Genomic DNA, 23,134 nt, shown 5'->3' with positions numbered 1-23,134 from the left:
TCCTCGCCATCTGTCATTTGATGGTTCATCCCTTTCTTGGATTAGGAGGTTGCATCTCGGGAATATCCGGCTTCGGGACGCGGATTTCCTCATTACCTGAGTACCACCGTATTTCCTCCCAGGGGCGTCCGAGTGGATCGGGCTCATTGAACATCACATCGGACTCGCATTGAGCGCGACGACGCTCATCTCCCAAGCCGTCCCCAAACCTGGGCTCGGAAAGTTCCCGGGGGTCGACACGGGAAGCAAGGGTGTGCTTGAGACGGTCGACGAAGCGTGGAGCAGGCGTGCTTTGGCTGTCTCGGTGAACCAGCAGGGTGCGCGCACGAAGTGATCACTGCTTTTCCGAGGAGTTGGAATTGATGGAGAAGGTGGCGTGTGTCCATTGCGGCCAGGGTTGGGTGCGATGTTACAAGCGTAAGGATTCTGGCCAGATCTTCTTCATGTGCCCGGAGTGCGAATCCCTGTGGCTAAAGGAAGAGGATGTGCACGATGAGACGGACATGTACCTGAGTGAATTTCTTCTCACGGGAGACTCTGTGAAGGACTGGGAAGCGATTGTTCCTTGTGCCGAACCCGCGGCCTGAGGTGACGGGGATTAGGTGGAATTGCCTTCTTGCTCGGTAGATCTGGCCAAATGGATTGCCTTGCGTGTGCTCTTCCCGTAGTTCGTCGCGTTCAAGGACCGATTTTCTGCCCCATAGCCTCGATCTTTCGTGACGGTCCGTCGGTTTCTTCGGCGGGCCGTTTCGGGTGTTCGGACTGGTGGTGGTCAGTCTGATGGCCCGGCTGTCGCGTCGGGTGGGTGCCGGATTCCACGGCTCCGGCGGGATGATGCTGATTGCAGGGACGGGAACGTGCTGGTCAGCCGGGGTCCGGGAGTGCTTCGAGTCGTGCGAGGGCGTCGGTGATGACGTCGGTCCAGTGGCAGCGGCGTGCGAATCTCAGATCTCGGCGGCGGGCGGTCGCGCCTTCGCCTCGATGCGGCCCGAGGAGCTCGCCGAGCTCCGCGGCGGGACGTGGACCTCGACTCCGGCGCGCTCTGGGTCCGCCGTGCCGCGCCGGAGCTCAACACCAGGCAGCGCGTGGTCGGCGCTCCCGAGTCGCGTGCGGGCAGACGGGAGATCGTGCTGCCGTCCTTCCTGTACGAGGGCGTCCGGCAGCACGTGCAGTGGTTCCTCCAGCCGGGGCCGGACGGGGCTGGTCTTCGGGGATGAGAGGGGGGCGGTGCTGCGCGGCACCACCTTCGGCCGTAAGTGGCGCAGGGCCCGGGACAAGGTTGGGCTGCCCGAAGGCTTCCGCTTCTACGACCTTCGGCACACGGGCAACACGCTCGCGGCCGACACTGGGGCCAAGCTCAAGGACCTCATGGTTCGAGCCGGCCAGTCCTCCGAACGGGCGCAACTGATCTACCAGCACTCCACCGAGGAACATCAGCGAAGGCTCGCCGCCGACATCGATCTCGATGTACGCCGCCGGCAATCGTCCGCAGCCTCGGGAAGTGGTGGCGCGACCGTTCGACCGCTGGTGCCGCGTCCCCCCGGTCCACCCGCCCCACGGGCCGCGCGGCGTTGATCGCGCAGGGCACAGATGGCCCGCACCGTGCATGTGACGGGTGCCACTTGGGTTCGATCTCGGAATATGGGACCAGAGGGTGGAGCGCCCGCCCCGCGGGCGCCGAAATTTGCCGTTGATGCAGGTCGGGAGGACTCCTATGGCGCGCGCCATAAAAGAGGTCTAGACAACAAACAAGGCCCTGGTCTCTGACCAGGGCCTTCGTCATGGAGCGGGTGACGAGAATCGAACTCGCGCTCTGAGCTTGGGAATCACTCGGTACTTGGGGGTGAGTATGGTCGTTGACCTGCGAAAATGGCCCGGAAAAGGGCCGGTCGAAGTACGGCGCCTGTCCTGAGCGAGGAAACCCTGGCGCCAGGTGCCTGTGTGCCTCACGGATCAGGCACCACCCATTTCCGTGGCTCCTCGCTCCTTCGACTTGATTCGGTCCATGAGAGTGCTCCATAGCGTCAAGGATCAGCGGCATCGCGCCCGGTTCCCGCCGGCCTCGCTGTGGCTCCGCTCATGAGATGTCGGACGCTTGTCATGCCCAGGTGCGTGAGCACAGTACGAGGCGGTAGCCGTCCGGGTCGGCGATCGTCACTCCATGCTCGTCCCAGTAAGGGTTGTGTCCCGGGACCCGGGTACCGCCGGCCGCCGCGAGGCGGTCGATCAGGGCTTCGTCCACCGGCTTGCCGAGGTAGACCACGAACAGGTCGTCCACCGTCGGGGTCGGCTCCAGTGGGTGGTCTGGGTCATGCGTGAGCTCGAAATGCCAGGTGCCGCCGGTAGGGCCGAGCATCAGCAGGTCGTGCTCGCCCGGCACACGCTCGGTCGTCTGCCACAGGACGGTCAGACCCAGGCCGTCCCTGTAGAAGCGTTCTGCGGCGGCGAGGTCCCGCGAGGGCCGGGCCACCCGGATCGGGGTCGTGGAGTCGATCACGCGGAACGCTCCAGCGCCGCGCGCCAGACAGCGCTGTCGACGTAGTGGTTGTCAAAACGCTCCGAGGACTCGGCGATCTCCTTCGGGTCCGCTTCGCCGCGCATCACCCGGCCGAGCAGGCGCAGGTAGTCGAACCTGCCCATGCCGGGGGTGAAGATGAAGAGGACATCCGCTTCACAGCCCGGGGCAGCCGCGAAGGCGTGCGGGGTGTGGGGAGGCACCGCGAGGAAGTCGCCTTCCTTGAGGACGGTGACTTCCTCGTCCACCAGAACCTGCAGAGCTCCGCTGATCACGAAGAACAGTTCCGTTGCCCTGGTGTGGAAGTGGGCCGGCGCCCCTGTCGCGCCCTCGGCGAAGGTGGATCGGTAGCTCGTGATGCCGCCTGCCGTGCCGTCCGAGTCGGCCAGAAGAGTCATCACACTGCTCGGGTCGGCACAGGTCTCGGCATCTGCGTGGCGGGTCAGTAGAGCCGCCGGCGGAGTCTTGGACGCGGACATGGTGGGTGTCTCCTTGTTCATGATCATGATCCTAGGATTGTGAATGGTCGTCGTACAGGTCGTCTCCGGCGTCGCGCCGGAGACCGGGGCAGGGTGATTCAGTCGCCCATGGTGATCAGGGCCGCGATCGCTGGGCCGAAGGCGCCGCCGAGCTGGTAGCAGAGGTTGAACAGGCCGATCGCCGTGGGGCGCTGGGCGGTCGGCGCGGCCTGGGTGGCGAACACCGCGAGAGTCGCCTGGCCCGCACTCGTCGTGAAGACGGCCAGCGTCGCGACCAGCAGGAGCAGTGGCGCCCAGGGGGTCAGTACTGCGGTGAGCGGAGCCAGGGCTCCGGCCGTGAGCAGGATCGTCAGGACCCGCGGGCGGCTCATCCGGGCCGAGGCGGCGGCCAGCACCATGGAGAGCACCGAGCCTGCGAGGAGGGCGACCAACTGGCCGGTGCCGATCGTGGAGGTCGACCAGCCGGTACGGTCCCGCAGCAGCTGCGGGACGGTGAAGAGCAGCGTGAAGTACGAGGTCGCGAAGGTGCAGGCGAGCGCCGCGGAGAGAACGAACGCCCTGGTGTGCAGCAGCGATGCCGGGACGAAGCCTGTGGGGTTGGACCGGATGTGCAGGGCCAGCAGCGCGGCCATCACCAACGAGGCGGTCACAGCGGGGAGCGGGTAGCGCGGGATGAGTACCAGGGCCGTCGCCATCAGGGCCAGCAGGGCGGCGCCCCGGCCGTCGAAGGGGGAGCTCTGCTGCGGTGCGGACAGGTCGGCGTGGCGCATGACGGCCGGCAGGGCGAGGAGTGCGACCGCCCCGACGGCGAGGGACGCTCGCCAGGAGGCCGTGCTCGCGATCGTCGAGCCGAGCAGCGGCCCGACCGCGCCCAGCGTCCCGAAGCCTGCTGTGATCACGCCCATCCTGCGGACCGAGCCCGCCAGGCTCATCGCCGCTGTGACCAGGCCCGCGCCGCCCATCGCCTGGGCTGCCCGGCCCGTCATGGCCAGCGGCAGCCAAGGCGCCACGGCGACGACCGCGGTGCCGACCACGATCAGGGCCGCGCTCAGCCGGAGCGTGCTGCCCAGTCCGCGGCGACGCTGCAGGCCCGCCATCAGCGGGGTGCCGACGGCGATGGCCCAGGCGAACGCCGTGACGAGCCAGGTCGCCGTGGCCGCACGGATGCCGAGCGAGTCGGCCATGTCGGGGAGGATCAGGACCGGGCTGTTGGCGCTCGCGGCGAGCGGCGTGGCCAGCAACGCCAGCCATGCGGTGGGGACATGGCGCGATTCCCGCGCGGCAGCGGGGGCCGGTGTCTGCGCGGTGGGGCGGGGGTGGGCTCGGTCGAGCAGCGGCATGGCGGGCTCCGGAAGGTGAGGCGGTGGGCGTGGACGGTTCGTGAATGCGCCGAGGCGGTCGGGACAGTCCGAGGCTCCGACGGTCTGAGGCTCCGGTGGTCCGAGCAGCCAGGGAGGCTCGGTGGAGCAGGTCGCTCAGACCGTGGTGACGACCTCGTCGTAGGCGAGCCGCGGTGAGCGCGCGTGCCAGGCGTCCGCGCCGGGGCGGCCGATGTTCACGACCATCAGCGGCGTGTGGTCGTCGTCCAGGAACTCCTTCTGGACACCCGGGAAGTCGAACCCGGTCATCGGCCCCGCGGCCAGCCCCGCCGCGCGCACGCCGAGGATGAAGTACGCCGCCTGGAGCGTCGCGTTGAGCAGGGCGGACTCCTCGCGGACCGGGCGGTCGGCGAAGACGACGTCCTTGGCCTGCGGAAAGTGCGGGAGCAGCGCGGGGAGTTCCTCGTGGAACTCGTTGTCGGCGGCGAGGATCGCGACCAGCGGCGCGGCCGAGGTCTTCGGCCGATTGCCCTCGTCCATGTGCTGCGCGAGCCGCTCGCGGGCCTCGGCCGAGCGGACCAGGGCGATCCGTAGCGGCGACTGGTTGTAGGCGGTGGGGGCGTACTTCACCAGGTCGTAGATCGCCTGGACCTGCTCCTCGGTCACCGGCTCGCTGGTGAAGGTGTGGGCGGTACGGGCCTCACGGAAGAGGAGGTCCTGGGCGGCGGGATGGAGGGTGAGCGAGGACATCGAGTGCTCCTGTCGTTCAGCCTTGATAATCTCAACGTTGAGATAAAAACAGCTCGACTCCTTCAACGTCAAGTCTCTTAACGTTGAGAAGATGTCCATTGAGAGGAATGTGGCGATGAGTGATGCCGTGGACGCGATCATCGGTCAGTGGGCCAAGGAGCGCCCCGACGTGGTGGAGGATCTCTGGCCGGTGGAGCTCTTCGGGCGGATCCAGCGGCTGGCCCGGGTGGTCGACAAGTCCGCCAAGGCCACGGCCGCCGCGCACGGAGTGGAGCACGGCGAGTTCGACGTACTCACCACACTGCAGCGCTCAGGGCCGCCCTACGCCCTCACCGCCGGATCCTTCCTCAAGGCGTCCATGGTGACCTCCGGCGCGATCACCAACCGCATCGACAGGATGGAGGCCAAGGGCCTGGTCGAGCGGGTGCGCGAAGGCGACGACCGGCGCACCATCAAGATCCGCCTCACCGAACGCGGACACGAGGTCACCCGGGCCGCCTTCGCCGACCATCTGGCGAACTACGCACGGCTGCTCGCCGATGTGGACCGCGACCTGGTCGAGAGGACCGCCGAGGGCCTCCGGCAGGTGCTGGAGACCCTGGGGGACACCACCGTCAAGTGAGGACCATTCGACAGTCGCGAGCCGGAGGTGACAGGCCGTCGCACCCTCAGGCGCATGACCCATGCCGACGACCCCGCCCGAGCTCGCCTTCAGCCGAGGGAGCGCACTCTGCGCAGGCGGTTTCGGGCGGCCACTCCCGTGGAGGCGCGTGTCGGTGACGGTCCCGGTGTCCGGGGTGCCCAGATGTCCGGCTGTCCGACGGCCAACTCGCCGCCGTGCCGGGGTGGCCGTGGCCGTGGTCGCGGCGTCTACTTCATGGACCCGGCAGGCCACGCCATGGAACTCATCACCGTGCCCTATGGCGGCTGGCCGTCGTAGTCGCGGACATCGAGGGCCGCGCCCCGCACGGCGGGACGCGGCCCCTGGTACAACCAGCAGGCGGGAGAACTCCCGCGTCCCGCGGGTCCGCCGTGCGGCGCGTCGTGGCGCGGGAAGGACCTCGGTCGGGCCTGGTCGGATGGAGCGAGTGGCTGAGTGCGGGGACGTCGGCGTGCGAGTCACGCCGACGGGTAGTCGCGCAGGGTGATGTTCTCGGCGGCCCGGCGGGCGATCTTGGCCGCCATGTTCTTGCCGGGTAGGTAGGGCATGACCTTGTAGTAGCGGTTGAGGGCCGTGGCAGCGAAGCGGCTGCTGGGGACCATGAGGCCGGCGACACCGTCGCCCATCTTCTGGCAGCCTTCCGCGTACGCCCGCATCTCGCGCTCGTAGCGGGCGAAGGCGACCGTGTAATCACCGCGGGCGGCGGCGAGTTCGCCGGCGAGGACGTAGGCGCCGACCAGGGCGAGACCCGAGCCCATGCCGGACAGCGAGGACGGGCAGTACGCGGCGTCACCGAGCAGCGCGACCCGGCCGCGCGACCAGCGGTCCATGCGCACCTGGCTGACGGAGTCGAAGTAGAAGTCGGGCGCGTGACGCATGCCGTGCAGCAGCCGGTCGCTCTGCCAGCCGGTTGCGGCGAACTGCTCAGCCAGAAGGGATTGTTGGCGGGTCACGTCGTGGCGGTCCAGGTCCAGGGCCGGGGAGCCGAAGTAGAACACGGCCTTGGCCTCGGTGTTGTCGCGGGCGCTGTACATCGCCACCATCCGGTTCGCGGTGCGGTAGGCGTGGCCGGTGCGGTCGAGTCCCAGGTGGTTGGCGGTGGTGAAGATGGCGCAGTAGACACCGAGGTGCTTGACGAAGTCCTCCTCCGGTCCGAAGGCCAGCCGGCGGGTGGTGGAATGCAGTCCGTCGGCACCGATCACCAGGTCGAAGCGGCGGGGAGCGTGGCGCTCGAAGGTGACTGCGACACCGTTTGCGTCCTCGGTGAGCGAGGCGATGGAATCGCCGAAGAGGTACTCGGTGTACGGGCTCGTCTCGTCGTACAGGATGCGTGCCAGGTCACCGCGGAGGATCTCGACGTCCCCGGCGAACAGGTCGGCGGGCAGCTTCGCGACGGACTTGCCCGTGGTGTTGACGTACGACATGGAGCCCATGCCCGTACGAGCGCGCTGGACGGTGTCCAGGATGCCCATGCGGCGCAGCACCGACAGGTGCGCGTGGCCGCGGAAGTCGACGGCGTAGCCGCCGTCGCGCAGCGCGGGGGCGCGTTCCACGATCGTCGCCTCGAAGCCGTGGCGGTGGAGCCAGTGGGCGAGCGCCGGGCCGGCGACGGAGGCGCCGGAGATGAGGACCGAGAGCTTTCCGGTGTGGGTGCTGGTGCTGGTGAACTGCTTCGTGGTCTTCCGCGTGTTCGTCACGGGGAAGAGCTTGTCCGGGTGCGCTCACCGGGCGCTCACACACCGCTCACCGACCCCGCTCACCCCGCGCGCATGACCGCCTCGGCGGCGGCTTCCTGCAGGCCCATCAGGCGGAGCGTGTCCGGGAGGCGAGGGCCAAGGCCGGAAACGGATGCGGCGGCCTGGCGGTAGTGGTCGCGGGCCGCGGCGTGGTCGCCGCGGGCCTCGGCGACCCGGCCGAGGCCGGCCAGGGCGCACACCCGGTTGCCCAGGCTCTTGACCCAGTGCGGGTCGATCCGTTCGAGCGCCTCGGTGAAGAGTCGTCGCGCCTCGTCCAGGTCGCCGTCGAGGAGCGCGATGTCGCCGAGCCCGCGCAGCGCCGCCCCGAGGCCGGCGGAACTACCGCCGGCGCGGGCGAGGGCGGCGGCTTCGGTGTAGTCGGCACGCGCCAGGCCCGGGTCGCGGCCGACGTGCTGGTCGCCCCGGTTGACCAGGAGGTCGGCGGAGTCCTCAAGGGCGCCCAACTCGCCGGTGAGGGCGAGGGCGCGGTCGGTCAGCGCCACCGCCTCCGCACGGTCTCCGCGTGCCCCGGCGAGACCGGCGAGGGCGTCCAGGGCAAGTGCCGAGCCCCAGCGGTCGCCGAGGGCGCCGAAGCCGTCGGCGGCGGTACGGAAGTCGTGCGCGGCGCGCTCGGTGTCGCCGTCGCTCAGCGGCCCGTACCCGGACACGTACGCGGCGGCGGCCCGCCCCCACGGGTCGGGGCACGTGTGCTGGGCCGCCACGAGCGTGAATGCCGCCCCGGGGTCGGCCTCTCCGGCGTTCCGCATCATCCAGAGCAGCAGGGCGGCCGGGTAGCGGCCGGCCCGGTCGCCGGGCCACGCGACCTCCAACGCCCGCTGTGCCGCCGCGCGGTGGCGGCGCCAGGCCGGCTGTCCGGCGGAGGTGGCGGCGGCGAGGAGTACGCACACCGCGTACTCCTCGCCCCACGCGTCCGGGGACGCGTCGGCAGCCCTTTCCCCGAACTCCTCCCCCACCGCTTCGAGCAGGGCCGCCGCGTGCGCGGCGGCCGTGGCGGACACGCCGCGGATCCACAGGGACGTCGCGGCCGAGGCGAGCAGGCGCAGGGCGGTGCCGTGGTCGTGCGCGCCGAGCGCCCGGCGGAGCGCCGCGGCGAGATTGCCGTCCTCGGCCGCCGCGCGTGGCAGCCATTCCAACTGGGACGCCCGCAGGAGGTGTTGACCCGCGTTGCCGAGGAGGTCCAGGACGTGTGCGGCGTGCAGCCGTCCGATCCGCTTTTCCTCTCCGGACTCGTGCAGGCGCTCGGCGGCGTACGCGCGGACCGTCTCCAGCATGCGATGGCGCCCGCCGCCGACGGCCTCCAGTATCGACTTGTCGACCAGCGACTCCAGGGTGTCGCCGTCCATGCCGCACACCTCGCGCGCGGACCGCGCGGTCGCGCCGCCCGCGAAGACGGCGAAGCGGCGCGCCGCGCGCTGTTCGTCCTCCGAGAGCAGCTCCCAGCTCCAGGCGACCACGGAACGCAGCGTGCGGTGCCGCGCGTCGGCGCCGCGGCTGCCGCAGGCTGTGACGGCGAGCAGGTCGTCCAGTCGCCCGGCCAGTTCGGCGAACTCCAGGGTGCGCAGCCGTGCCGCCACGAGTTCGATCGCCAGCGGCAGTCTGTCGAGGGCGGCGCAGATCCGCCGCACGGCACCGGGGTCGGGCGCGGGCCCCCGGCGTACGGCACGGGCCCGGTCCTCGAAGAGCCGTACGGCCGCGTCCTCGTCCAGCGGGCGGACCTGCCACACGTGCTCGCCGATGACTCCGAGCGGCTCCCGGCTGGTGGCCAGGATCCGCAGCCGCGGACAGGCCGTCAGCAGCCGCGCCGCCAGGGCGGCGGCCTCGTCCACAACGTGCTCGCAGTTGTCCAGGACGATCAGCAGCGGGCGGTCCGACAGGGCTGTGATCAGGCGGTCGAGCGGTGTCTGTGGCTCGCCCGCCATCTGGAGGCCGTTCTCGCGCAGCCCGAGCGCGCTCAGCAGCATCCGTGCCGCGTCGGATCCGTCGCGCAGCGCGGCCAGTTCCACGAAGCACACGTCGTCGCCGGCGGCCGCGGCCCCGCGCGCGACCTCGGCCGAGAGCCGGGTCTTGCCGACGCCACCGGGGCCGGTGAGACACACCAGGCGGGCCGTCCGCAACAGGGTGGCGACCTCGGAGGTCTCCGTGCCGCGGCCGACGAAGGAGGTGAGGGGTGATGGCGGTGCGGCAGGCGTGGGCGCGGTGCCCGCGTTCAGCAACTCGCGGTGCAGCGCGCTCAGTTCAATCGAGGGGTCGGCGCCGAGTTCGTCGGCCAGGTGGCGTCGGGTCTCCTCGTAGACCACCAGCGCCTCGGCCTGGCAGCCCTGGGCGAACAGGGCGCGGATCAGCAGGGCGGCCAGCCGTTCGCTCAGAGGATGCGCGCCGACCAGCTCGCGCAGCTCCGGCACGACGGCACGGGGCTCGCCGGAGCGCAGCTCGGCCTCGATCCGGTCCGCCACGGCTGCGAGCCGGAGCTCCTCCAGACGCGCCGCGGCCAAGCGGGCCGACTCGCTGTCGGGGAGCCCGGCCAGTGCGGTCCCCCGCCACAGGCCGAGCGCCTGCCGCAGCACCGAGGCCGCCCGTACCGTGTCGCCGTCTCGTAGGGCCGCACGCCCCTCGTCGGCCAGCCGTTCGAACCGGACGGCGTCCACGGCCAGTTCGCCGTCCCCAGCACCTCGGCCGCCTACGGCTTCTCCGCCACCTTCAGCGTCCCCGGCGTCTCTGGCGGCGCCCGCTTCGAGCAGTATCCGGTAACCGGCGCCGCCCCGTTCGATCGTGGCCCCGGCGGGCAGCACCGCACGCAGCCGCGAGACCTGGGACTGCACCGCGTGCGCGGACACCGTGCCGCCCGGCTCGATCTCCTCGGCGAGGCGCTCCGCCGACACGACCGCGCCGGGGCGGACCAGGAGCAGCGCCAGCAGGGCCCGCCGTGCGGGGCCGCCCAACGGCACCTCGGTGCCGTCGTCGTGCCACGCCCGAGTCTCTCCGAGGATTCCGAACCGCATTCCGGCGATTAGATCACGCGGTGGCCAGGGGCCCGAGGTAGGTAACGCCCGAGACGTCGATGGTCCGACCGGTCACCCACCGGCCCTGCGTGCCTGCCAGGAACCCCACCACGTCGGCGACGTCCTCCGGTTCGCCGATCCGGCCGAGCGCGGTGATGGCCTCCAGCCCGGCGACCACCTCCGGGATGGCGGTGTAACCGGCGGTCAGATCGGTCCGAAGAGCCGGTCGACCGCCCCGGCCAGCACTCCGATCACGAGCGGCAGAAGGAGGTGGCCGGCGGGCTGGAGCGGATGGTACAAGCCTCCCGCGAGAAGGCGCGCGAGCAGCCGCAGAAGGGGTCAGGTGGTGCGGAGGTGGTGCGCGGCGCATAGAGAGGTCTAGACAATGAAGAGGGCCCAGGTCGCCGACCTGGGCCCTCTTGGAAGAGCGGGTGACGAGAATCGAACTCGCGCTCTGAGCTTGGGAATCACCCGACACCTGAGCCAACAGAAGGCTGTGACCTGCGATGATGTGCTTCTCGCGGGTGCTGCCGGGGTCTGCGGAAGGTCGCTGTTGACCGCCCTGACTGGCACGTAGTGGCACGCGCCGTTCGGGGCTCGTGCCCTGCGCCGAAATCCACTGTGCGGATCTTCTTCGAAGTGCTGGGATGGGTGCATGAGTCTCTTGCCGCCCGGGGCGGCCGAGGTCGTCGTCCGTGTCCTTGTCCGTGATCTGACGCCCGCTGATCTGTCGGCCTGTGCATGGTCCGGCTCGGCGACCCATCTGGTTCAGGTGGCACGTGAGTTGGAGCGTGCAGCGGCTGGGGAGGTGGACTACCTGGCGGTCTGTACTCCGGTGGGTCTTCCGGTGGCGATCGGTGGCGTCGACTATCAGGTCGCGGTCGGTGCCGGCACGCTGTGGCAGCTCGGGGTGCTCCCGGCCCTCCAGTCGTGCGGTCTGGGCACCGCGCTCATCCGCGCCGCGGAGGACCGCATCAGGTCACGTGGTCTGCGGCATGCGGAACTCGGGGTGGAGGAGAGCAATCCACGCGCCCGGGTGCTGTACGAACGCCTGGGGTACGTGGCCTACGGCAGCCGGCCGGACGCCTGGGACGTGGAGGCGCCGGATGGTTCGCTGCGCCGGTACGAGACCATGTGCACGCTGATGCGCAAGGACTTGTCTTAGGGGGACAGCGTGGCCTTGGAGGTGTGGACTTCGGTCCTCTCGCTTACGGGTGTCGCGCTCGGCGGCGGGCTGACGGCCCTCTCCCAGCGTGTCACCCAGCGGTCCGCGGAGCGGGCCGAGGAACGACGGCTGAGGGCGGCCACCGGCGAGGCGCGCCGGGCCGAACAGCTGCAGGCGATCAAGGAATTCATCGCATGCGCCCAGGAGGCCGAACGAGCGGCCTACAACCGCCCTGATTCATGGGGCGGTGACGACGGCTGGAGTGGATCTGCTGGCGCCACCATGACCACACTCTGGGTCGCTGAACGGCACCTCGTGCTGCTCTGTGATCCGGACCTGCACGCCTCTGTCCATGCGTATGGTCGCGCGCTCAACCAAGCGGTATGGCGCGAGATCGGCGACACCGAGGTCAACGAGCACTTGGAGGAGCACAAGGCCGCCTTCATGACCGCAGCCCGCGCAAGCCTGTCCTCCCCGTCAGGCCAGGCGCCATGAGCTCCGAACCGACGGTGATCCCCGCAGGACTCGTCGTACTCGTCGGACCGCCGGCCTCGGGCAAGACCGCCTTCGTCCGTGAGCTGGTCGCTCAGGGGAGTCTCGACCCGGAAGCCGTTGTCTCCAGTGACGAAATCCGTACGGAGTTCTACGGGGGCGAGGCGGTGGATGCCGCCTCCGACACGGTTGATGCGCGGGTCTTCGACGAGCGTGACCGTCGGATCACCGACAGACTCGCTGCGGGCCGCATCGCGGTCGCCGAATCGACGAACGTCACACTCCAGGCACGCGCACGCCTGGTGGCCATCGCTGAACGATTCGGTGCACCGGTGACCGTGCTGCGCTTCCCCCAGGACGAGGCGGACCTTCTCAGACAGAACGAGGAGCGGGAGAGGAACGACGTCTCTGCTGCGGACGTCAGCGCTTACGCCGCCATCATGAGGCGGGATGCGAACAGTGCCCGGCTGCGCGTGGAAGGCGCTGCCTTCGTGTACGACGTCCCCGGTCGGGGGCAAGGGGTCACGCCTGCGGAAGCCGCCCGGCGATTCACGTTCTGCCTGCCTTGAGCTGCCCTGGGGTGAGCAGATCTTGCAGGTGTGCGAGTTGCACGTGGTGGGCAAGGCAAGGCGTGAGAGTTCTAGACAACAAAGAAGCCCCCGGCCGCTGGCTAGGGCCTTCATCATGGAGCGGGTGACGAGAATCGAACTCGCGCTCTGAGCTTGGGAATCAACGGTCCTGACGGTGGCCGTATGCCCTCTGGCCTGGTGACACGTAGTTCCGGACGCCCTTCCGTCAAGGTCTCTCGGTGTCCTTGTTCACCGCTGCTGACCGTTCCGCTGGGCACGGATGGGGCACGAGCAGGAGGTCAAGCGCCATGGTAGCGACCATGCCGAGCAACCCTCCGCAGAGATTTCCGCGACTACAGCATCCCGTACGTCCTCCAGGAGCGGGATATAGGGGCGAGCATCAGGAAGTGGGGTGCAGAAGGTGATGTTCGAAGTGAGGAGTCCCTCGTCGGTATCGGCGAAGGAGAGGGAGACGTATGCCTTCACTTGGGTATCGCCGAACTCCTCCTGCGCTTTCCGGCGGGGAGGTCATAGTCGGTCATTCTCCTCCCGTTGATCTTCGTCTCTTCTGCGAGCTGGCCGGGGTGGAGGCCAGGAACCTCCGGGCGAAGGTCGGTGAGCGCACGCCCACCGACGGCCGTGATGGACCATCTGCGTTCCACCACTTCACGGAACAGGGGTGGGATCTCCCGAACGCCTCAGCCCGTGGTGTCTGTGTAGCGGATCGTCTGGCCCAGAGCGTTCGTGCGGGAGGTGAGATGCCCGCAGGCGTCGTGCGCATAGCTGAGAGAGCGGCCGTCGAAGTCGGTCTCCGAGCTGAGGCGTCCCGCCGAGTCGTAGGTGTAGTCCCAGGCCAGGCCCTGGGGATTGGTGACACGGGAAATACGCAGCTCGGAGTCGTGCGTGAACTCCTGGCGCACGCCGTCGGGTGTGGTGCGTGCGGAGACCAGATCAAAGTGCGTGTACTCGAAGCGGGTCTCGCCGCCCGCCGCGTCGGTGTGGACGAGACAGTTGCCCTCGCCGTCGTAGGCCCAGGACTGCTGCGCTCCGTCCGGCCCCGTACGCCGGGCAAGCCTGCCCTCGACGGTCCATTCCAGCTCGGTGACGTGGCCCTGCGGATCGGTGATCCTCACCGCGCGCCCGAAGGCGTCGCGGGTGTACCGGGTGACTGTGCCGAGCGGGCCGCGGGTGGCCAGGGGGAGGCCGGCTGCGTCGCAGCGCAGCCGGTCCAGCGCGCCGAGGGAGTCGTCGACACCGGTGAGCTGGCCCTTCGGGCCGTGGGTGAGTCGGGTTGTGGACCCGTCCGGCCGGGTGAAGAGTGTCGGGTTGCCTCGGTCGTCGTACTCCTGCCGCGACGTGGTGCCGTCGGGGCCGGTGACGGCGGCGAGCTGGTTCAGGTCGTTGTACTCGACCGAGGCCGAGCTGCCGTCAGGGTGCTCGATCCGGGTGAGGTTTCCGTGATCGTCGTAGGTGTACGTGGTGGTCCGGCCGAGCGGATCCGTCCGGGAGAGGGGCCGGTCGTAGCGGTCGAAGGTGCGGCGGGTGACGCCGCCCAGCGGATCGGTCTCCGCGACCGCCTGGAGCCGGTCGTTGAAGTGGTGAACCTTGGTCGCGCCGAGGGAGTTCGTGTACCGGGTGACACGGTCGCCCGTCTCCGGGTGGACGTCGTACGCGAACGTGGACGACAGGTAGCCGTCCGGGCCGATCGTGCGGACCACCCGGCCGGCGTCGTCGTACACGTAGCGGAACGTGGAGTCGTTGCGGTCGGTCCAGGACGTGACCCGGGCGTCCGCGTCGTACGTGAAACGCAGCGGCAGTCCCGAGGAGTTGACGACGCCGTCGAGGTTGCCCAGAGGGTCGTAGTCGTAGCGCATGACGGTGACCGGACCGTCCGGCGTACGCAGGGACATCTCTCGCACCCGGGAGTCCTCGACGGCCAGATTGATCCGGTAGCCGCCGGAGTGGGCGACCGTTGTCGGACTGCCGTCGCTGACGCGTGCGAAGGAGATCCGGTTGAGGTTGCGGTCTTCGATCTCTCTGAGCCAGTAGGCCGGCGACGCGTTGTACGGGCCGCCACGGAATGAGCGTGTCAGGCCCGTGTACGGGTCGGTGACACGATAGGTGGTCTCCCCGTTGTCCTGTCCGCCGTACACCAGAGCAAGGCGGGCACCCTCGATCGGCAGGACGCCGTCGTCGTCTCCGGGCAGCGGCAGTCGCGGGTAGACGAGGAGTGAACCGTCCTCCCGTGACCACACCGCGCCGACGCCGAGTGGGTCGAGTTCGATCCGTTCGTCCAGCGTGGATGCCCAACTGCGGCCGAACCACTGGCCGTAGCGGTAGTCGGAGAGATGTGTCCGGCGGAGGACGAGAGGAAGGACTCCGGGCAGGGCCACATCGGTCTGCGGCAGGGTCATCTCACCGGTGGCGACGTCCACCGGGTCGTTCTCACAGGTCTTCTTGCCCAGGGAGATGCTGTGACGGCGCGGCTCGTCCTTGGCGCTTTTGAGAGCGTCCGCCTTGGTGCGAGCGGAGTCACGACGCGCTCCAGGGCGCGGGACGGTTTCTCCGTCGCCCTTGCGCACCTTGGAAAACCCGTCCTTGATATCCAGATCAATCTTCTTCTGAGCCTCGGATATCTCCTTGACCGCCTTCGGCAGCTCCTCGCCGAGGTGGTCGCCCATCGCCTTGTTGGCTTTGCCGAGCGCTTTCATCGCCTTGTCGAGCACGGGGTCCAGGGCGCCGGCGATATCGTCCCTGCCCCGGGTTCGACCATGGTGCGTCCCGGCCTTGGCCAGCCGGCCCGCCGTTTTGCCGTGAACGTCGACACTGACCAGCTTCAGGCTGGTGCCGGCCCGGTCGTGCTCCGAGTGCTCGATGTGCACGCCCTTGCCGGGTGCGGTCCCGGGGCCATTGGCCGAAGCGAGCTGGAAGGACTCCTTGGCGCCCGCCACTCCTTCGTTGAAGCCCTCCTTGCCCGACTGGCCGACCTGGTTCATGTCGACGCCGTCCTGCAGACCGAGCATGCTGGCGCCGACCTGTATCGCCAGATCCGCGGCCATACTCTCCAGCGCGGCGACGGCCGGTTCGGTCAGAGCGGAGACGATGTAACTGACTACCTCCTCCAAGCACTCCTTGATGACCCGGCGGATGGCCTGCTGGGCGACCGCGATCGGCTCCTCCGCCGATGAGCATGGACAACCCGCCGGTCACCGGTATCAGGGCCATGGAGATGCCCGCCTTGCCGGCCAGCACGCCCAGATGGACAAGTGCCGCGTACTTCATGGCCTCGATCGCCGTGGCTGCGTTGTCCAGGGCACCGGCGATCGTGCGAGCGCCGCCGGCCAGGTCCTGAACATGCTTGTTCTTGATCTTGCCCCAGTGGCCGCTGAGTGCATCGAGGGCTTCGCCGTGGCCGGATGAGAGCAAACGTTGCACGTGCTGGTTGGCAAGGTGACCGTCGTCTTCTACGTCCTCGGCGAACTCCCGGAGGGCGTCGGCCATGTCTCGGTACGCGTCTTCATCGACGTTCGGCCAATTGACGCCGATGACGTCAAGCAGGGTGTCGGCCCAATCGGGCACAGTTACGGCCACAGCGTGAAGTCCCCCCGTACATAACTGCGTTCACTGAATGCAGATGCGAACAGGATCTCATTCCCGGGCAGCGCTACCAAGACCTTTCGGGGCCGGCGGGCGCTGACAGGCGGGCAGCCGCGGCGTGAAGGCGTTGACGTCTTGACGCCGTGGTTCTCGCCTTCGAGGTGGGGGCGTATGGCAGCCCGCACCCTCCGTGAGTGACTGCGAGGACGCCCCGCTGGTCGAGGTGGCCCGCTGGAGGCTGCCGCCGTTCGCTGCCCGAGCCGAGGCCAAGGGTGCGCCATCCAGGTGCGGATCCGGTGCGGGGTGCCGGATGTGGCCCGGACAACAAAGAAGCCCCTGGCCGTTGGCCTGAGGCTTTGAGTTTCAAACTATGCAGCGGGTGACGAGAATCGAACTCGCCCTTTGAGCTTGGGAATCAACGGCGCTTGCTCAGTGGGCAGGTCGCTGACCTCCTTGTTCGGTGCTCAGAGGTGGGGATGGTGCGGGCTCTGGTGGCCGTGCTTGGCCGCTGTTGTCCGCTCCGAAGGGCACGGATGGGGCACGGCAATTGCAGGGTGGGGCAGCCTGTCGCGAATCGCATCCTTGCCGAACGGTCGGTATCCGTGAGGGCGTCAGTCCTCGTGCGGAGTCTCCAGCTCCTGGAGCCGTTCCCCGATGTCGTCGGCCCATGTCTGTGCCCACTGCCGCAGCCCGTTGATTGCCTCCTCGTCGAGTCCGTAGGCGGCGAATTCCGTGTCATCGATCCAGTCGGCTCCGCCCAGCCGCGCTTGAAGCTCGCTCAGTTCGAAGGAGTCGCGGGCATGGCGCCGTCCGAGCTCTTCGAGTTCGACGGGGTTCCAGCGGTCCGTGGCGGCCTGTACATCGATCAGATCCCTGGCGAGTCCACGGTCGGCCAAGGCGCGGACCTTGGTGCCGACGACATCTTCGAGGGACAGCACCAAGCCGTGCTCGGTGTGTACGGGCGGCCTCCAGAGTGCTTCCTTGAGGATGTCGACCTCGCACTCTTCACGGCTGGCAGGATCGGTGACGATCAGACGTGCGGACAGCGGGTCTGTTTCCAGGGCTCTTACGCGCCATCCGCGCTGCTCCAGTCCGGTACGTACGACGGTAGCGATGTCCTCCATACGATCTGGGTTCTCGGTTGCGACATCGAGGTCCTGGCTGAGCCGGTCGACCAAGCCGTGTGCCTGGACCGCATAGCCGCCGGTGAGCGCGAGGGGGTAAGTGCCGCCCACAGCGAGCACGTCTGCCAGCAAGCGGCGGTGCAGGTCCGTGAGATTCACGCAGCGGCCTGGGTGCTGTGAACCAGCTCGCCGAAGGCGCTCTCCCAGACCTCACGGACATCACGGCTGACCAGTGTGCGCAGTGTGGGCCACAGGCCGACGAGAAGGTCCCGGTTGAGGTATTGGATCAGGTCGTCGTGCTGGCCCTCGGCCAGGACGATGCGGTAGCAACTCATCCGCAGCCGAGGACGGTCGAGGTCGAACGTGGTCAGCCCCGACCATGCAAGGTGGAGCGGCAGACTCACTGCGCCGTGTTCGGGGCCGGCAAGCTCGGAGAGCGCTGCGGGTAGGCGCCGGGCGAACTTCGCACGACGGAGATCGGAAAGACCGGGCTGTGATGCCATACGTCGATTATCCAGGAAGAGCCGACAGCGAGCTGCTTGATCCGCATACAACACTCCTGCGAGCAGGAGACGGGCCCCACCGGCGCCACCCCGCCCGGGGCGAAGCTGCCAACAGAAAAGCCCCGGGCCGCTGGCCTGGGGCTTTTGTATGGAGCGGGTGACGAGAATCGAACTCGCGCTCTGAGCTTGGGAATCACCCGGTACCGCGTAGGCTTACCCACCTCTGAGCTGGGGAAACGCGCCCCTGGGGGCGTGCCGCAGCGGCTTCGTTCGGGCCTCTGCTGACCGCTGTTCACCGCCCTGACTGGCACGTAGTGGCACGCCCACCCCCGGGTGGTCGGCTGAGACGCGGGTGGTGGGCCGAGAGCTGAGCGGGACTGGCCGCGCCCGGTACGGCCGCAGAGCCCCGGTACGGCAGGCAGCAGGGGCCCGGACCGTGCGTCGCGGTCCGGCCCCTGCCCCCCATGCGGTGCCGCCCTGCGGCGGCGGTGCGTCAGCTCTGTGAGGTGTCGTCGCCCGTCTGCCCTGCGCCCTCGGCTGCGCCTGCCTTCTCGCGCATCTTGCGCACCAGCTCCGCCTTCCGGTCGGCGGCACCCTTGCGGTCGAGGTTGCGGTGCGGACCATTATTCTGCCGTTCGGCGCGGGACAGCCTCTTGCGCTGGCCGCCGCCCATGCCCACGGGGTTGTTGATGTTCTTGCTCACGGTCATGGGTTCTCCCGGAATGATGTGAAGTGATCTACGGATTTATCGGTGGGGGGCGGGCACGGCGACGTCGAGGGACGTCAGCAGGGGCCCATCACACTCTCACTCGTAAATCGGCGTCTGGAAGAACATGACAAAGACGTTACCTGGTTCCGTCGGCCCCGCACGCCAAGCCTTTCGCCGCCCCGGCGCCGGCCGGGGCCAGCCGTTTCCTTCCGAGAATCTCAGCACCGCCAGCACCCGCCAGCACCCGCCGGTGGTCGCCGAGCGCCCGGGGCGGTCAGCTTTGCCTGTGCTGCTCATGTATCCGTTCGGAGGGCCTCCACGGGTCGATGGCCCGCAGATCGGTGAGCAGGGCAAGTCGCTCCGGCGGGACGCGGCAGATCCCGTCTCCATTGGGGTTGCCCGCACCGAACCCCCGGTTACAGTTATTTCAGATGAATCGTTCGGTGGGGTCAGTGATTGGAGGCGACCATGGCTCGTTCCAGCGTTCTTGCCCGTGCCGAGAAGGTGGAGCCGGATCCCTCGCACCAGGGCGCGCTCGCGGCGACTGCTCGGATGGCGCCGGAGGCGGTCGAGGTGGTGGTGCGCACCCGGGATGGCAGCGAACTCGTGCTGCCTGGGGAGCTGGTCCGCCTGCTTCTGACCTCGGCCGGTGAGCTTGCCCGTGGGCATGCGGTGACGGTCTTGGCGTCCGAGGTGCAGCTGTCGCCCGCTGAGACCGCTGAGCTTCTGGGTCTGTCTCGGCCGTTCGTCGCACGCTTGCTTGATGCCGGCGACATCCCCTCGACGAACCTGCCGGGCAGCAGCCACCGGGTGGTCCGCCTTGCGGACGTGCTGGCGTTCCAGCGGCAGCGTGAGCGCCGCAGAGAGGGGCGGCGCCAGATCGCAGATGTCTTGGAGGGTGTCGATCTGCCCTATTGATCCGGGCGTTACGGGTAGCCGTCGAAGTGAAGGAAGAGGGGGAGCGTGGCAGCGCGGGTCTTTGTGGACACCAACGTCCTGTTTCCGTTCTCGGTCATGGACGTGATGCTGGCCCTCACCGAGGACGCTATCCACGAGATCGTGTGGTCCGAACGGCTGCTCGCGGAGTGGGAGCGGGTCATCGTCCGGGAGGGAAAGCGTTCGGCGAAGTCGGCTGCCGCAGTTGCCCAAGCCGTCCGGCGTTTCTTCCCCGACTGCGAGATCGAGGCGGCGGTATACGGGCACCTCGTGGATGAAATGCCGGGTGATGACCCCGACGACCGGCATCACTCGGCGGCAGCGGTGGCGGCCGGTGCCGACGCGCTGATCACGTGGAACCTTGCCGACTTCCCTGCCGGTGATTTGGCCGAGCGTGGAGTGCGAGTGATCGACCCGGATTCGTACCTGTGCGGGCTGTACAAGGAGTTGCCGCACGAGGTGGCGTAGACGGTAGTCAGACTTGTCGGAGAGAAGCGCAACCCGCCAGTCACCCTCGCTGATGCAGTCGCCCGTCTCGCGAAGGCCGGCCTACCCGTCTTCGCCGACCTGCTGACGGGACACCTCGGGCGCCGAATGAGGTGACGCGAGGGCTGGTAGTGCGAAGGTGGTGCCGAACCCCTGAAGCGGACCAGACAGCAAAGAAGCCCCCGGCCGTTGGCCTGGGGCTCTTTCATGGAGCGGGTGACGAGAATCGAACTCGCGCTCTGAGCTTGGGAATCAACGGTTCTCGGGCTACCGAAGGTGCTCTGACCTGTGCTTTCCCGTTGGACGGGATGGTTGGCTACGGTCCCTGGGAGCCGTACCTGACCGCTGTTGTCCGCTCCGCTGGGCACGGATGGGGCATGGCCGGTCTGATCGGCCCGATGCGCATCCTGCCGAGCGTCCAGCCTCCATGCGGCCATCAGTCTTCGGGCGGAGCTTCCAGCTCCTGGAGCCGTTCGCCGATGTCCTCGCCCCATGCCTGTGCCCACTGCCGCAGCCCGGTGATTGCTTGTTCGTCGAGCCCGTAGGCGGCGAATTCTGTGTCGTCGATCCAGTCGGCTCCGCCCAGTCGGGCTTGCAGCTCGCTCAGGTCGAAGGAGTCGCGCGCGTGGCGCCGTCCGAGCTCTTCGAGTTCGACATGGCTCCAGCGGTCCGCAGCGGCCTGCACGTCGATCAGGTCCCTGGCGAGTCCACGGTCGGCCAGTGCGCGGACCTTGGTCCCAACGACATCTTCGAGGGACAGCACCAAGCCGTGCTCGGTGCGCACCGGCGGCCGCCAGAGTGTTTCCTTGAGGATGTCGACCTCGCACTCTTCACGGCTGGCGGGATCGGTGACGATCAGACGTGCGGACAGCGGATCTGTCTCCAGGGATTCCACCTGCCATCCGCGCTGCTCCAGTCCGGTGCGCACGACGGTCGCGATGTCCTCCATAGGATCTGGGTTCTCCGTCGCGACATCGAGGTCCTGGCTGAGCCGGTCGACCAGACCGTGTGCCTGGACCGCGTAGCCGCCGGTGAGCGCGAGGGGGTAGGCGCCACCTACGGCAAGCACGTCTGCAAGCAAGCGGGGGTGCAGGCCCGTGAGGTTCACGCAGCGGCCCGGGCGCTGTCGGCCAGTTCGCCGAAGGCGCTCTCCCAGACCTCGCGGACATCAGGGCTGACCAGTGTGCGCAGTGTGGGCCACAGGCCGACGAGAAGGTCGTGGTCGAGGTACTGGACCAGGTCGTCGTGCCGGCCCTCGGCCAGCACGATTCGGTAGTAGCTCATCCGTAGCCGGGGCCGGTCGAGGTCGAACGTGGTCAACCCCGACCAGGCAAGGTGGAGCGGCAGGTGTACCGGGCCGTGCTTGGGACCGGCAAGCTCGGAGAGCGCTGCGGGCAGGCGCCGGACGAACTTGGCACGACGGAGGTCGGAGAGGCGAGGCTGTGATGCCATGCATCGATTATCCAGGAAGAGCCGACGATGAGCCGCTCGGACCGCAGACATCACTCCTGCGAGCAGGACACCGGCCCGTTGCCCCGCCGACGGGGCCGAAGACGCCGCTGCCCGCAGTGCCTATCTCGGAGATCGGCGGTGGAACTCGGCCCCAGCACCAACGTGATGCCCACCCCCAGATCGCCCGCGGCGATCGAGAGTGTCTGGCCACTGGACTGGCTGTGGAGGAGGCGTCGATGCCGGCCGACCGGATCCGGCACCTCTGACATGCTCTCTATCGAGTTCTGCCGACTGTTCGCTGCGCGCGGTGGGGGCTGAGTCTTACAACTTTCTGGAGGGGGAGAGTGTGTCGAAAACCGACCTTGTGGCGCTCGTCTTCGTTGCCTGGACAACGTCAATATGGGCCCTGACCATGACGGCAACGTCGCAGCGCCGAGGTAAAAGGACATTCTTGGAGCGGCTCTGCTGGGCTCGTGCGCGGGTGCGTGCACGTCGTCGTCGCGCTCACTTGGTGCGTCAGATCCGCGGCAGCTCCCTGGCGACACGTCCCGACTATCCAACGCTGGACTACTTGGAGCGCGAAGACGTCCTCTACCAGGTGTCGAGGAGGGCACTCGGCATAAAGGTGATCGTCCCTGTCTTGACATCTTTCTCAACGGGGCTGGTTCTTGCAGCAACCATTGAAAGCACAGCCTGGCATGCCTGGCGCGACGCCCTCGCTGTCGGGGCCCTCATGACGCCCATTCTGATCACTGGCGTGATTGCTTCACTTGTCTCGAACCAAGGTATGCAACGGTGGACAACCGAGGCTGTGACAGCCACGGTGCGTAGGGCCTATGAGGCACTTCTCAAGCCTCTGGAAGTGAAGGGGAAGGTGCCTCTGACAGCATCGCCCTTCAACTCCCCGCATGTCGCGGCAGTCCAAGCGTTGGAGGACTTCGCCGTTGCGCTGGAGAGATACGCCCTGCAACGTGCGCTTCCCGACGGCCGCAACCCCATGCCCCAGGTCGTGGCTCGATTTTCAGCAGCCGCTGCCCTCGTGCGCGAGCTTCGGGACGGGGTTGAACTTGATCGCATCGACGGTGCGAAGCGTGCTCTGCTCGGAGTCGAGAGAATCCTGAAAGTCCTCGCCAGCGGTCAGCTGCAAGATCTCGCGCCCGGTGACGCATCCGGCGATGAGCTGTTGCATAGCCACCGGGAGCGCAGAGCGTGGCGACAGCAGGTGTTGCGAGGATCTGCGTTCACCCTCTGTCTCGCCGGCATCGTATTTGCCCTGGCCTCATCAGCCGTCGGCGTCGCCCTGGCTACGGCCGCCGCTGTGGCTGTTATGGCTATTTGGGACAAGATTCTTCGCCTCTCCGCTGGCTCGGACGTGAATAGGTCAGCCAGCAGCTGACTGGCACTTTCAGACGGCCCTTGACTCAAAGGAGAGCCCTATCAAACCTGAAAAGAGACATGCTGCGGTGTGGGATGACCTCGTTGCCCGGAGTCTATGAGGCGGGCAGCAAAAGGGCCCCCGGGCAATGGGCGAATTCGAGGGGTCGTTGCAACACGTGGTCGGTTGATCAGGCCGCGAGCAGTTTAGACAGGCGCTCGGCTGGGGTTTCCCAGCCGAGCGTTT

At 68.2% G+C, this 23,134-nt stretch carries 24 protein-coding genes and 1 pseudogene; 12 read left to right on the top strand and 13 right to left on the bottom strand.

Annotated elements, in window-relative coordinates; all coding sequences use genetic code 11:
* The first annotated feature begins 1,019 nt into the window (after nucleotides 1-1,019).
* Both ACGFU7_RS08520 and ACGFU7_RS08515 read left to right on the top strand, forming a co-directional pair.
* Entirely contained in the window at nucleotides 1,020-1,217 is a 198-nt protein-coding gene (locus ACGFU7_RS08520; protein ID WP_393693631.1) for a hypothetical protein, read from the top strand.
* A 10-nt stretch (nucleotides 1,218-1,227) separates the two neighbouring features.
* The gene (locus ACGFU7_RS08515) at nucleotides 1,228-1,575 is read left to right on the top strand and encodes a hypothetical protein (protein ID WP_393693630.1); all 348 of its coding nucleotides are present in this window, start codon (nucleotides 1,228-1,230) and stop codon (nucleotides 1,573-1,575) included.
* A 523-nt stretch (nucleotides 1,576-2,098) separates the two neighbouring features.
* Here the strand turns inward: ACGFU7_RS08515 and ACGFU7_RS08510 are convergent.
* From ACGFU7_RS08510 to ACGFU7_RS08495, 4 genes are all read right to left on the bottom strand, one after another.
* Nucleotides 2,099-2,497 (bottom strand): VOC family protein, encoded by a 399-nt coding sequence (locus ACGFU7_RS08510; protein WP_393693628.1) that lies wholly within the window; start codon nucleotides 2,495-2,497, stop codon nucleotides 2,099-2,101.
* Nucleotides 2,494-3,015, bottom strand: a complete 522-nt coding sequence (locus ACGFU7_RS08505) for a cupin domain-containing protein (protein WP_393693626.1) — start codon at nucleotides 3,013-3,015, stop codon at nucleotides 2,494-2,496. The genes ACGFU7_RS08510 and ACGFU7_RS08505 overlap by 4 nt, the downstream gene beginning before the upstream one ends.
* Before the next feature lie 77 nt (nucleotides 3,016-3,092).
* On the bottom strand, nucleotides 3,093-4,334 hold the full coding sequence (locus tag ACGFU7_RS08500; RefSeq protein ID WP_393693624.1) for an MFS transporter: 1,242 nt from the start codon (nucleotides 4,332-4,334) through the stop codon (nucleotides 3,093-3,095).
* Between the two features lie 135 nt (nucleotides 4,335-4,469).
* The gene (locus ACGFU7_RS08495) at nucleotides 4,470-5,063 is read right to left on the bottom strand and encodes a malonic semialdehyde reductase (protein WP_393693622.1); all 594 of its coding nucleotides are present in this window, start codon (nucleotides 5,061-5,063) and stop codon (nucleotides 4,470-4,472) included.
* A gap of 91 nt (nucleotides 5,064-5,154) precedes the next feature.
* Between ACGFU7_RS08495 and ACGFU7_RS08490 the strand changes: the two genes are divergently transcribed.
* Complete coding sequence (locus ACGFU7_RS08490) at nucleotides 5,155-5,685, top strand: MarR family winged helix-turn-helix transcriptional regulator (RefSeq protein WP_393693621.1); 531 nt, start codon at nucleotides 5,155-5,157, stop codon at nucleotides 5,683-5,685.
* A gap of 234 nt (nucleotides 5,686-5,919) precedes the next feature.
* Nucleotides 5,920-6,003: pseudogene (locus ACGFU7_RS08485) on the top strand (VOC family protein); the annotation flags it as partial.
* A gap of 179 nt (nucleotides 6,004-6,182) precedes the next feature.
* Here ACGFU7_RS08485 and ACGFU7_RS08480 read toward each other — a convergent pair.
* The 3 genes from ACGFU7_RS08480 to ACGFU7_RS08470 are packed head-to-tail and all read right to left on the bottom strand — an operon-like array spanning nucleotide 6,183 to nucleotide 10,850.
* Nucleotides 6,183-7,421 (bottom strand): FAD-dependent monooxygenase, encoded by a 1,239-nt coding sequence (locus tag ACGFU7_RS08480; protein ID WP_393693619.1) that lies wholly within the window; start codon nucleotides 7,419-7,421, stop codon nucleotides 6,183-6,185.
* A 59-nt stretch (nucleotides 7,422-7,480) separates the two neighbouring features.
* Nucleotides 7,481-10,480, bottom strand: coding sequence for an ATP-binding protein (locus ACGFU7_RS08475; RefSeq protein WP_393693618.1), 3,000 nt, complete (start codon nucleotides 10,478-10,480; stop codon nucleotides 7,481-7,483).
* Nucleotides 10,481-10,493: 13 nt separating this feature from the next.
* Complete coding sequence (locus ACGFU7_RS08470) at nucleotides 10,494-10,850, bottom strand: SDR family oxidoreductase (RefSeq protein ID WP_393693616.1); 357 nt, start codon at nucleotides 10,848-10,850, stop codon at nucleotides 10,494-10,496.
* A 285-nt stretch (nucleotides 10,851-11,135) separates the two neighbouring features.
* Here ACGFU7_RS08470 and ACGFU7_RS08465 point away from each other — a divergent pair, with 285 nt between their 5' ends.
* The 3 genes from ACGFU7_RS08465 to ACGFU7_RS08455 are packed head-to-tail and all read left to right on the top strand — an operon-like array spanning nucleotide 11,136 to nucleotide 12,706.
* On the top strand, nucleotides 11,136-11,645 hold the full coding sequence (locus ACGFU7_RS08465; protein WP_393693615.1) for a GNAT family N-acetyltransferase: 510 nt from the start codon (nucleotides 11,136-11,138) through the stop codon (nucleotides 11,643-11,645).
* A gap of 9 nt (nucleotides 11,646-11,654) precedes the next feature.
* Nucleotides 11,655-12,140, top strand: a complete 486-nt coding sequence (locus ACGFU7_RS08460; RefSeq protein WP_393693614.1) for a hypothetical protein — start codon at nucleotides 11,655-11,657, stop codon at nucleotides 12,138-12,140.
* Entirely contained in the window at nucleotides 12,137-12,706 is a 570-nt protein-coding gene (locus tag ACGFU7_RS08455; protein ID WP_393693612.1) for an AAA family ATPase, read from the top strand. The genes ACGFU7_RS08460 and ACGFU7_RS08455 overlap by 4 nt, the downstream gene beginning before the upstream one ends.
* 698 nt (nucleotides 12,707-13,404) lie before the next feature.
* Here ACGFU7_RS08455 and ACGFU7_RS08450 read toward each other — a convergent pair.
* Nucleotides 13,405-15,831 carry a DUF6531 domain-containing protein gene (locus ACGFU7_RS08450; protein WP_393693610.1) on the bottom strand — a complete coding sequence of 809 codons (2,427 nt, stop codon included), beginning with the start codon at nucleotides 15,829-15,831 and terminating at the stop codon, nucleotides 13,405-13,407.
* A 10-nt stretch (nucleotides 15,832-15,841) separates the two neighbouring features.
* Between ACGFU7_RS08450 and ACGFU7_RS08445 the strand changes: the two genes are divergently transcribed.
* Both ACGFU7_RS08445 and ACGFU7_RS08440 read left to right on the top strand, forming a co-directional pair.
* Nucleotides 15,842-16,126: a hypothetical protein gene (locus ACGFU7_RS08445; RefSeq protein WP_393693608.1), complete on the top strand. Its 285-nt coding sequence runs from the start codon at nucleotides 15,842-15,844 to the stop codon at nucleotides 16,124-16,126.
* A gap of 9 nt (nucleotides 16,127-16,135) precedes the next feature.
* A complete protein-coding gene (locus tag ACGFU7_RS08440) occupies nucleotides 16,136-16,321 on the top strand; it encodes a hypothetical protein (protein WP_393693606.1) in 186 nt (61 codons plus the stop codon).
* 593 nt (nucleotides 16,322-16,914) lie between these two features.
* On the opposite strand, the gene ACGFU7_RS08435 is transcribed toward ACGFU7_RS08440, so the two are convergent.
* The 3 genes from ACGFU7_RS08435 to ACGFU7_RS08425 all read right to left on the bottom strand — a co-directional run bounded on the left by ACGFU7_RS08435 (nucleotide 16,915) and on the right by ACGFU7_RS08425 (nucleotide 18,639).
* On the bottom strand, nucleotides 16,915-17,586 hold the full coding sequence (locus ACGFU7_RS08435; RefSeq protein ID WP_393693604.1) for a nucleotidyl transferase AbiEii/AbiGii toxin family protein: 672 nt from the start codon (nucleotides 17,584-17,586) through the stop codon (nucleotides 16,915-16,917).
* Nucleotides 17,583-17,930, bottom strand: a complete 348-nt coding sequence (locus ACGFU7_RS08430) for a transcriptional regulator (protein WP_393693602.1) — start codon at nucleotides 17,928-17,930, stop codon at nucleotides 17,583-17,585. Before ACGFU7_RS08430 ends, ACGFU7_RS08435 begins: the two co-directional genes overlap by 4 nt.
* A gap of 493 nt (nucleotides 17,931-18,423) precedes the next feature.
* A complete protein-coding gene (locus ACGFU7_RS08425; protein WP_266360141.1) occupies nucleotides 18,424-18,639 on the bottom strand; it encodes a DUF6243 family protein in 216 nt (71 codons plus the stop codon).
* Nucleotides 18,640-19,107: 468 nt separating this feature from the next.
* Between ACGFU7_RS08425 and ACGFU7_RS08420 the strand changes: the two genes are divergently transcribed.
* Both ACGFU7_RS08420 and ACGFU7_RS08415 read left to right on the top strand, forming a co-directional pair.
* On the top strand, nucleotides 19,108-19,557 hold the full coding sequence (locus ACGFU7_RS08420) for a helix-turn-helix domain-containing protein (protein WP_393693600.1): 450 nt from the start codon (nucleotides 19,108-19,110) through the stop codon (nucleotides 19,555-19,557).
* Between the two features lie 45 nt (nucleotides 19,558-19,602).
* On the top strand, nucleotides 19,603-20,043 hold the full coding sequence (locus ACGFU7_RS08415) for a PIN domain-containing protein (protein WP_393693598.1): 441 nt from the start codon (nucleotides 19,603-19,605) through the stop codon (nucleotides 20,041-20,043).
* 454 nt (nucleotides 20,044-20,497) lie between these two features.
* Here ACGFU7_RS08415 and ACGFU7_RS08410 read toward each other — a convergent pair whose 3' ends face one another.
* Nucleotides 20,498-21,169 (bottom strand): nucleotidyl transferase AbiEii/AbiGii toxin family protein, encoded by a 672-nt coding sequence (locus ACGFU7_RS08410; RefSeq protein ID WP_393693596.1) that lies wholly within the window; start codon nucleotides 21,167-21,169, stop codon nucleotides 20,498-20,500.
* Complete coding sequence (locus tag ACGFU7_RS08405) at nucleotides 21,166-21,513, bottom strand: transcriptional regulator (RefSeq protein WP_393693594.1); 348 nt, start codon at nucleotides 21,511-21,513, stop codon at nucleotides 21,166-21,168. The genes ACGFU7_RS08410 and ACGFU7_RS08405 overlap by 4 nt, the downstream gene beginning before the upstream one ends.
* Before the next feature lie 571 nt (nucleotides 21,514-22,084).
* Between ACGFU7_RS08405 and ACGFU7_RS08400 the strand changes: the two genes are divergently transcribed.
* Nucleotides 22,085-22,909: a hypothetical protein gene (locus tag ACGFU7_RS08400; protein ID WP_393693592.1), complete on the top strand. Its 825-nt coding sequence runs from the start codon at nucleotides 22,085-22,087 to the stop codon at nucleotides 22,907-22,909.
* Nucleotides 22,910-23,134 lie beyond the last annotated feature (225 nt).

The organism is Streptomyces sp. NPDC048473 (assembly GCF_043200155.1).
Classification (GTDB): Bacteria; Actinomycetota; Actinomycetes; order Streptomycetales; family Streptomycetaceae; genus Streptomyces.
This window is presented reverse-complemented; position numbering and strand designations above follow the sequence as displayed.

Excerpts from the sequence above, each read along its gene's own strand:
- ACGFU7_RS08505 (WP_393693626.1), bottom strand. The coding sequence starts at position 3,015 with ATGAACAAGGAGACACCCACCATGTCCGCGTCCAAGACTCCGCCGGCG.
- ACGFU7_RS08500 (WP_393693624.1), bottom strand. The coding sequence starts at position 4,334 with ATGCCGCTGCTCGACCGAGCCCACCCCCGCCCCACCGCGCAGACACCG.
- ACGFU7_RS08495 (WP_393693622.1), bottom strand. The coding sequence starts at position 5,063 with ATGTCCTCGCTCACCCTCCATCCCGCCGCCCAGGACCTCCTCTTCCGT.
- ACGFU7_RS08490 (WP_393693621.1), top strand. The coding sequence starts at position 5,155 with ATGTCCATTGAGAGGAATGTGGCGATGAGTGATGCCGTGGACGCGATC.
- ACGFU7_RS08475 (WP_393693618.1), bottom strand. The coding sequence starts at position 10,480 with ATGCGGTTCGGAATCCTCGGAGAGACTCGGGCGTGGCACGACGACGGC.
- ACGFU7_RS08470 (WP_393693616.1), bottom strand. The coding sequence starts at position 10,850 with ATGCGCCGCGCACCACCTCCGCACCACCTGACCCCTTCTGCGGCTGCT.
- ACGFU7_RS08465 (WP_393693615.1), top strand. The coding sequence starts at position 11,136 with ATGAGTCTCTTGCCGCCCGGGGCGGCCGAGGTCGTCGTCCGTGTCCTT.
- ACGFU7_RS08455 (WP_393693612.1), top strand. The coding sequence starts at position 12,137 with ATGAGCTCCGAACCGACGGTGATCCCCGCAGGACTCGTCGTACTCGTC.
- ACGFU7_RS08445 (WP_393693608.1), top strand. The coding sequence starts at position 15,842 with ATGACCCGGCGGATGGCCTGCTGGGCGACCGCGATCGGCTCCTCCGCC.
- ACGFU7_RS08430 (WP_393693602.1), bottom strand. The coding sequence starts at position 17,930 with ATGGCATCACAGCCCGGTCTTTCCGATCTCCGTCGTGCGAAGTTCGCC.
- ACGFU7_RS08425 (WP_266360141.1), bottom strand. The coding sequence starts at position 18,639 with ATGACCGTGAGCAAGAACATCAACAACCCCGTGGGCATGGGCGGCGGC.
- ACGFU7_RS08420 (WP_393693600.1), top strand. The coding sequence starts at position 19,108 with ATGGCTCGTTCCAGCGTTCTTGCCCGTGCCGAGAAGGTGGAGCCGGAT.
- ACGFU7_RS08405 (WP_393693594.1), bottom strand. The coding sequence starts at position 21,513 with ATGGCATCACAGCCTCGCCTCTCCGACCTCCGTCGTGCCAAGTTCGTC.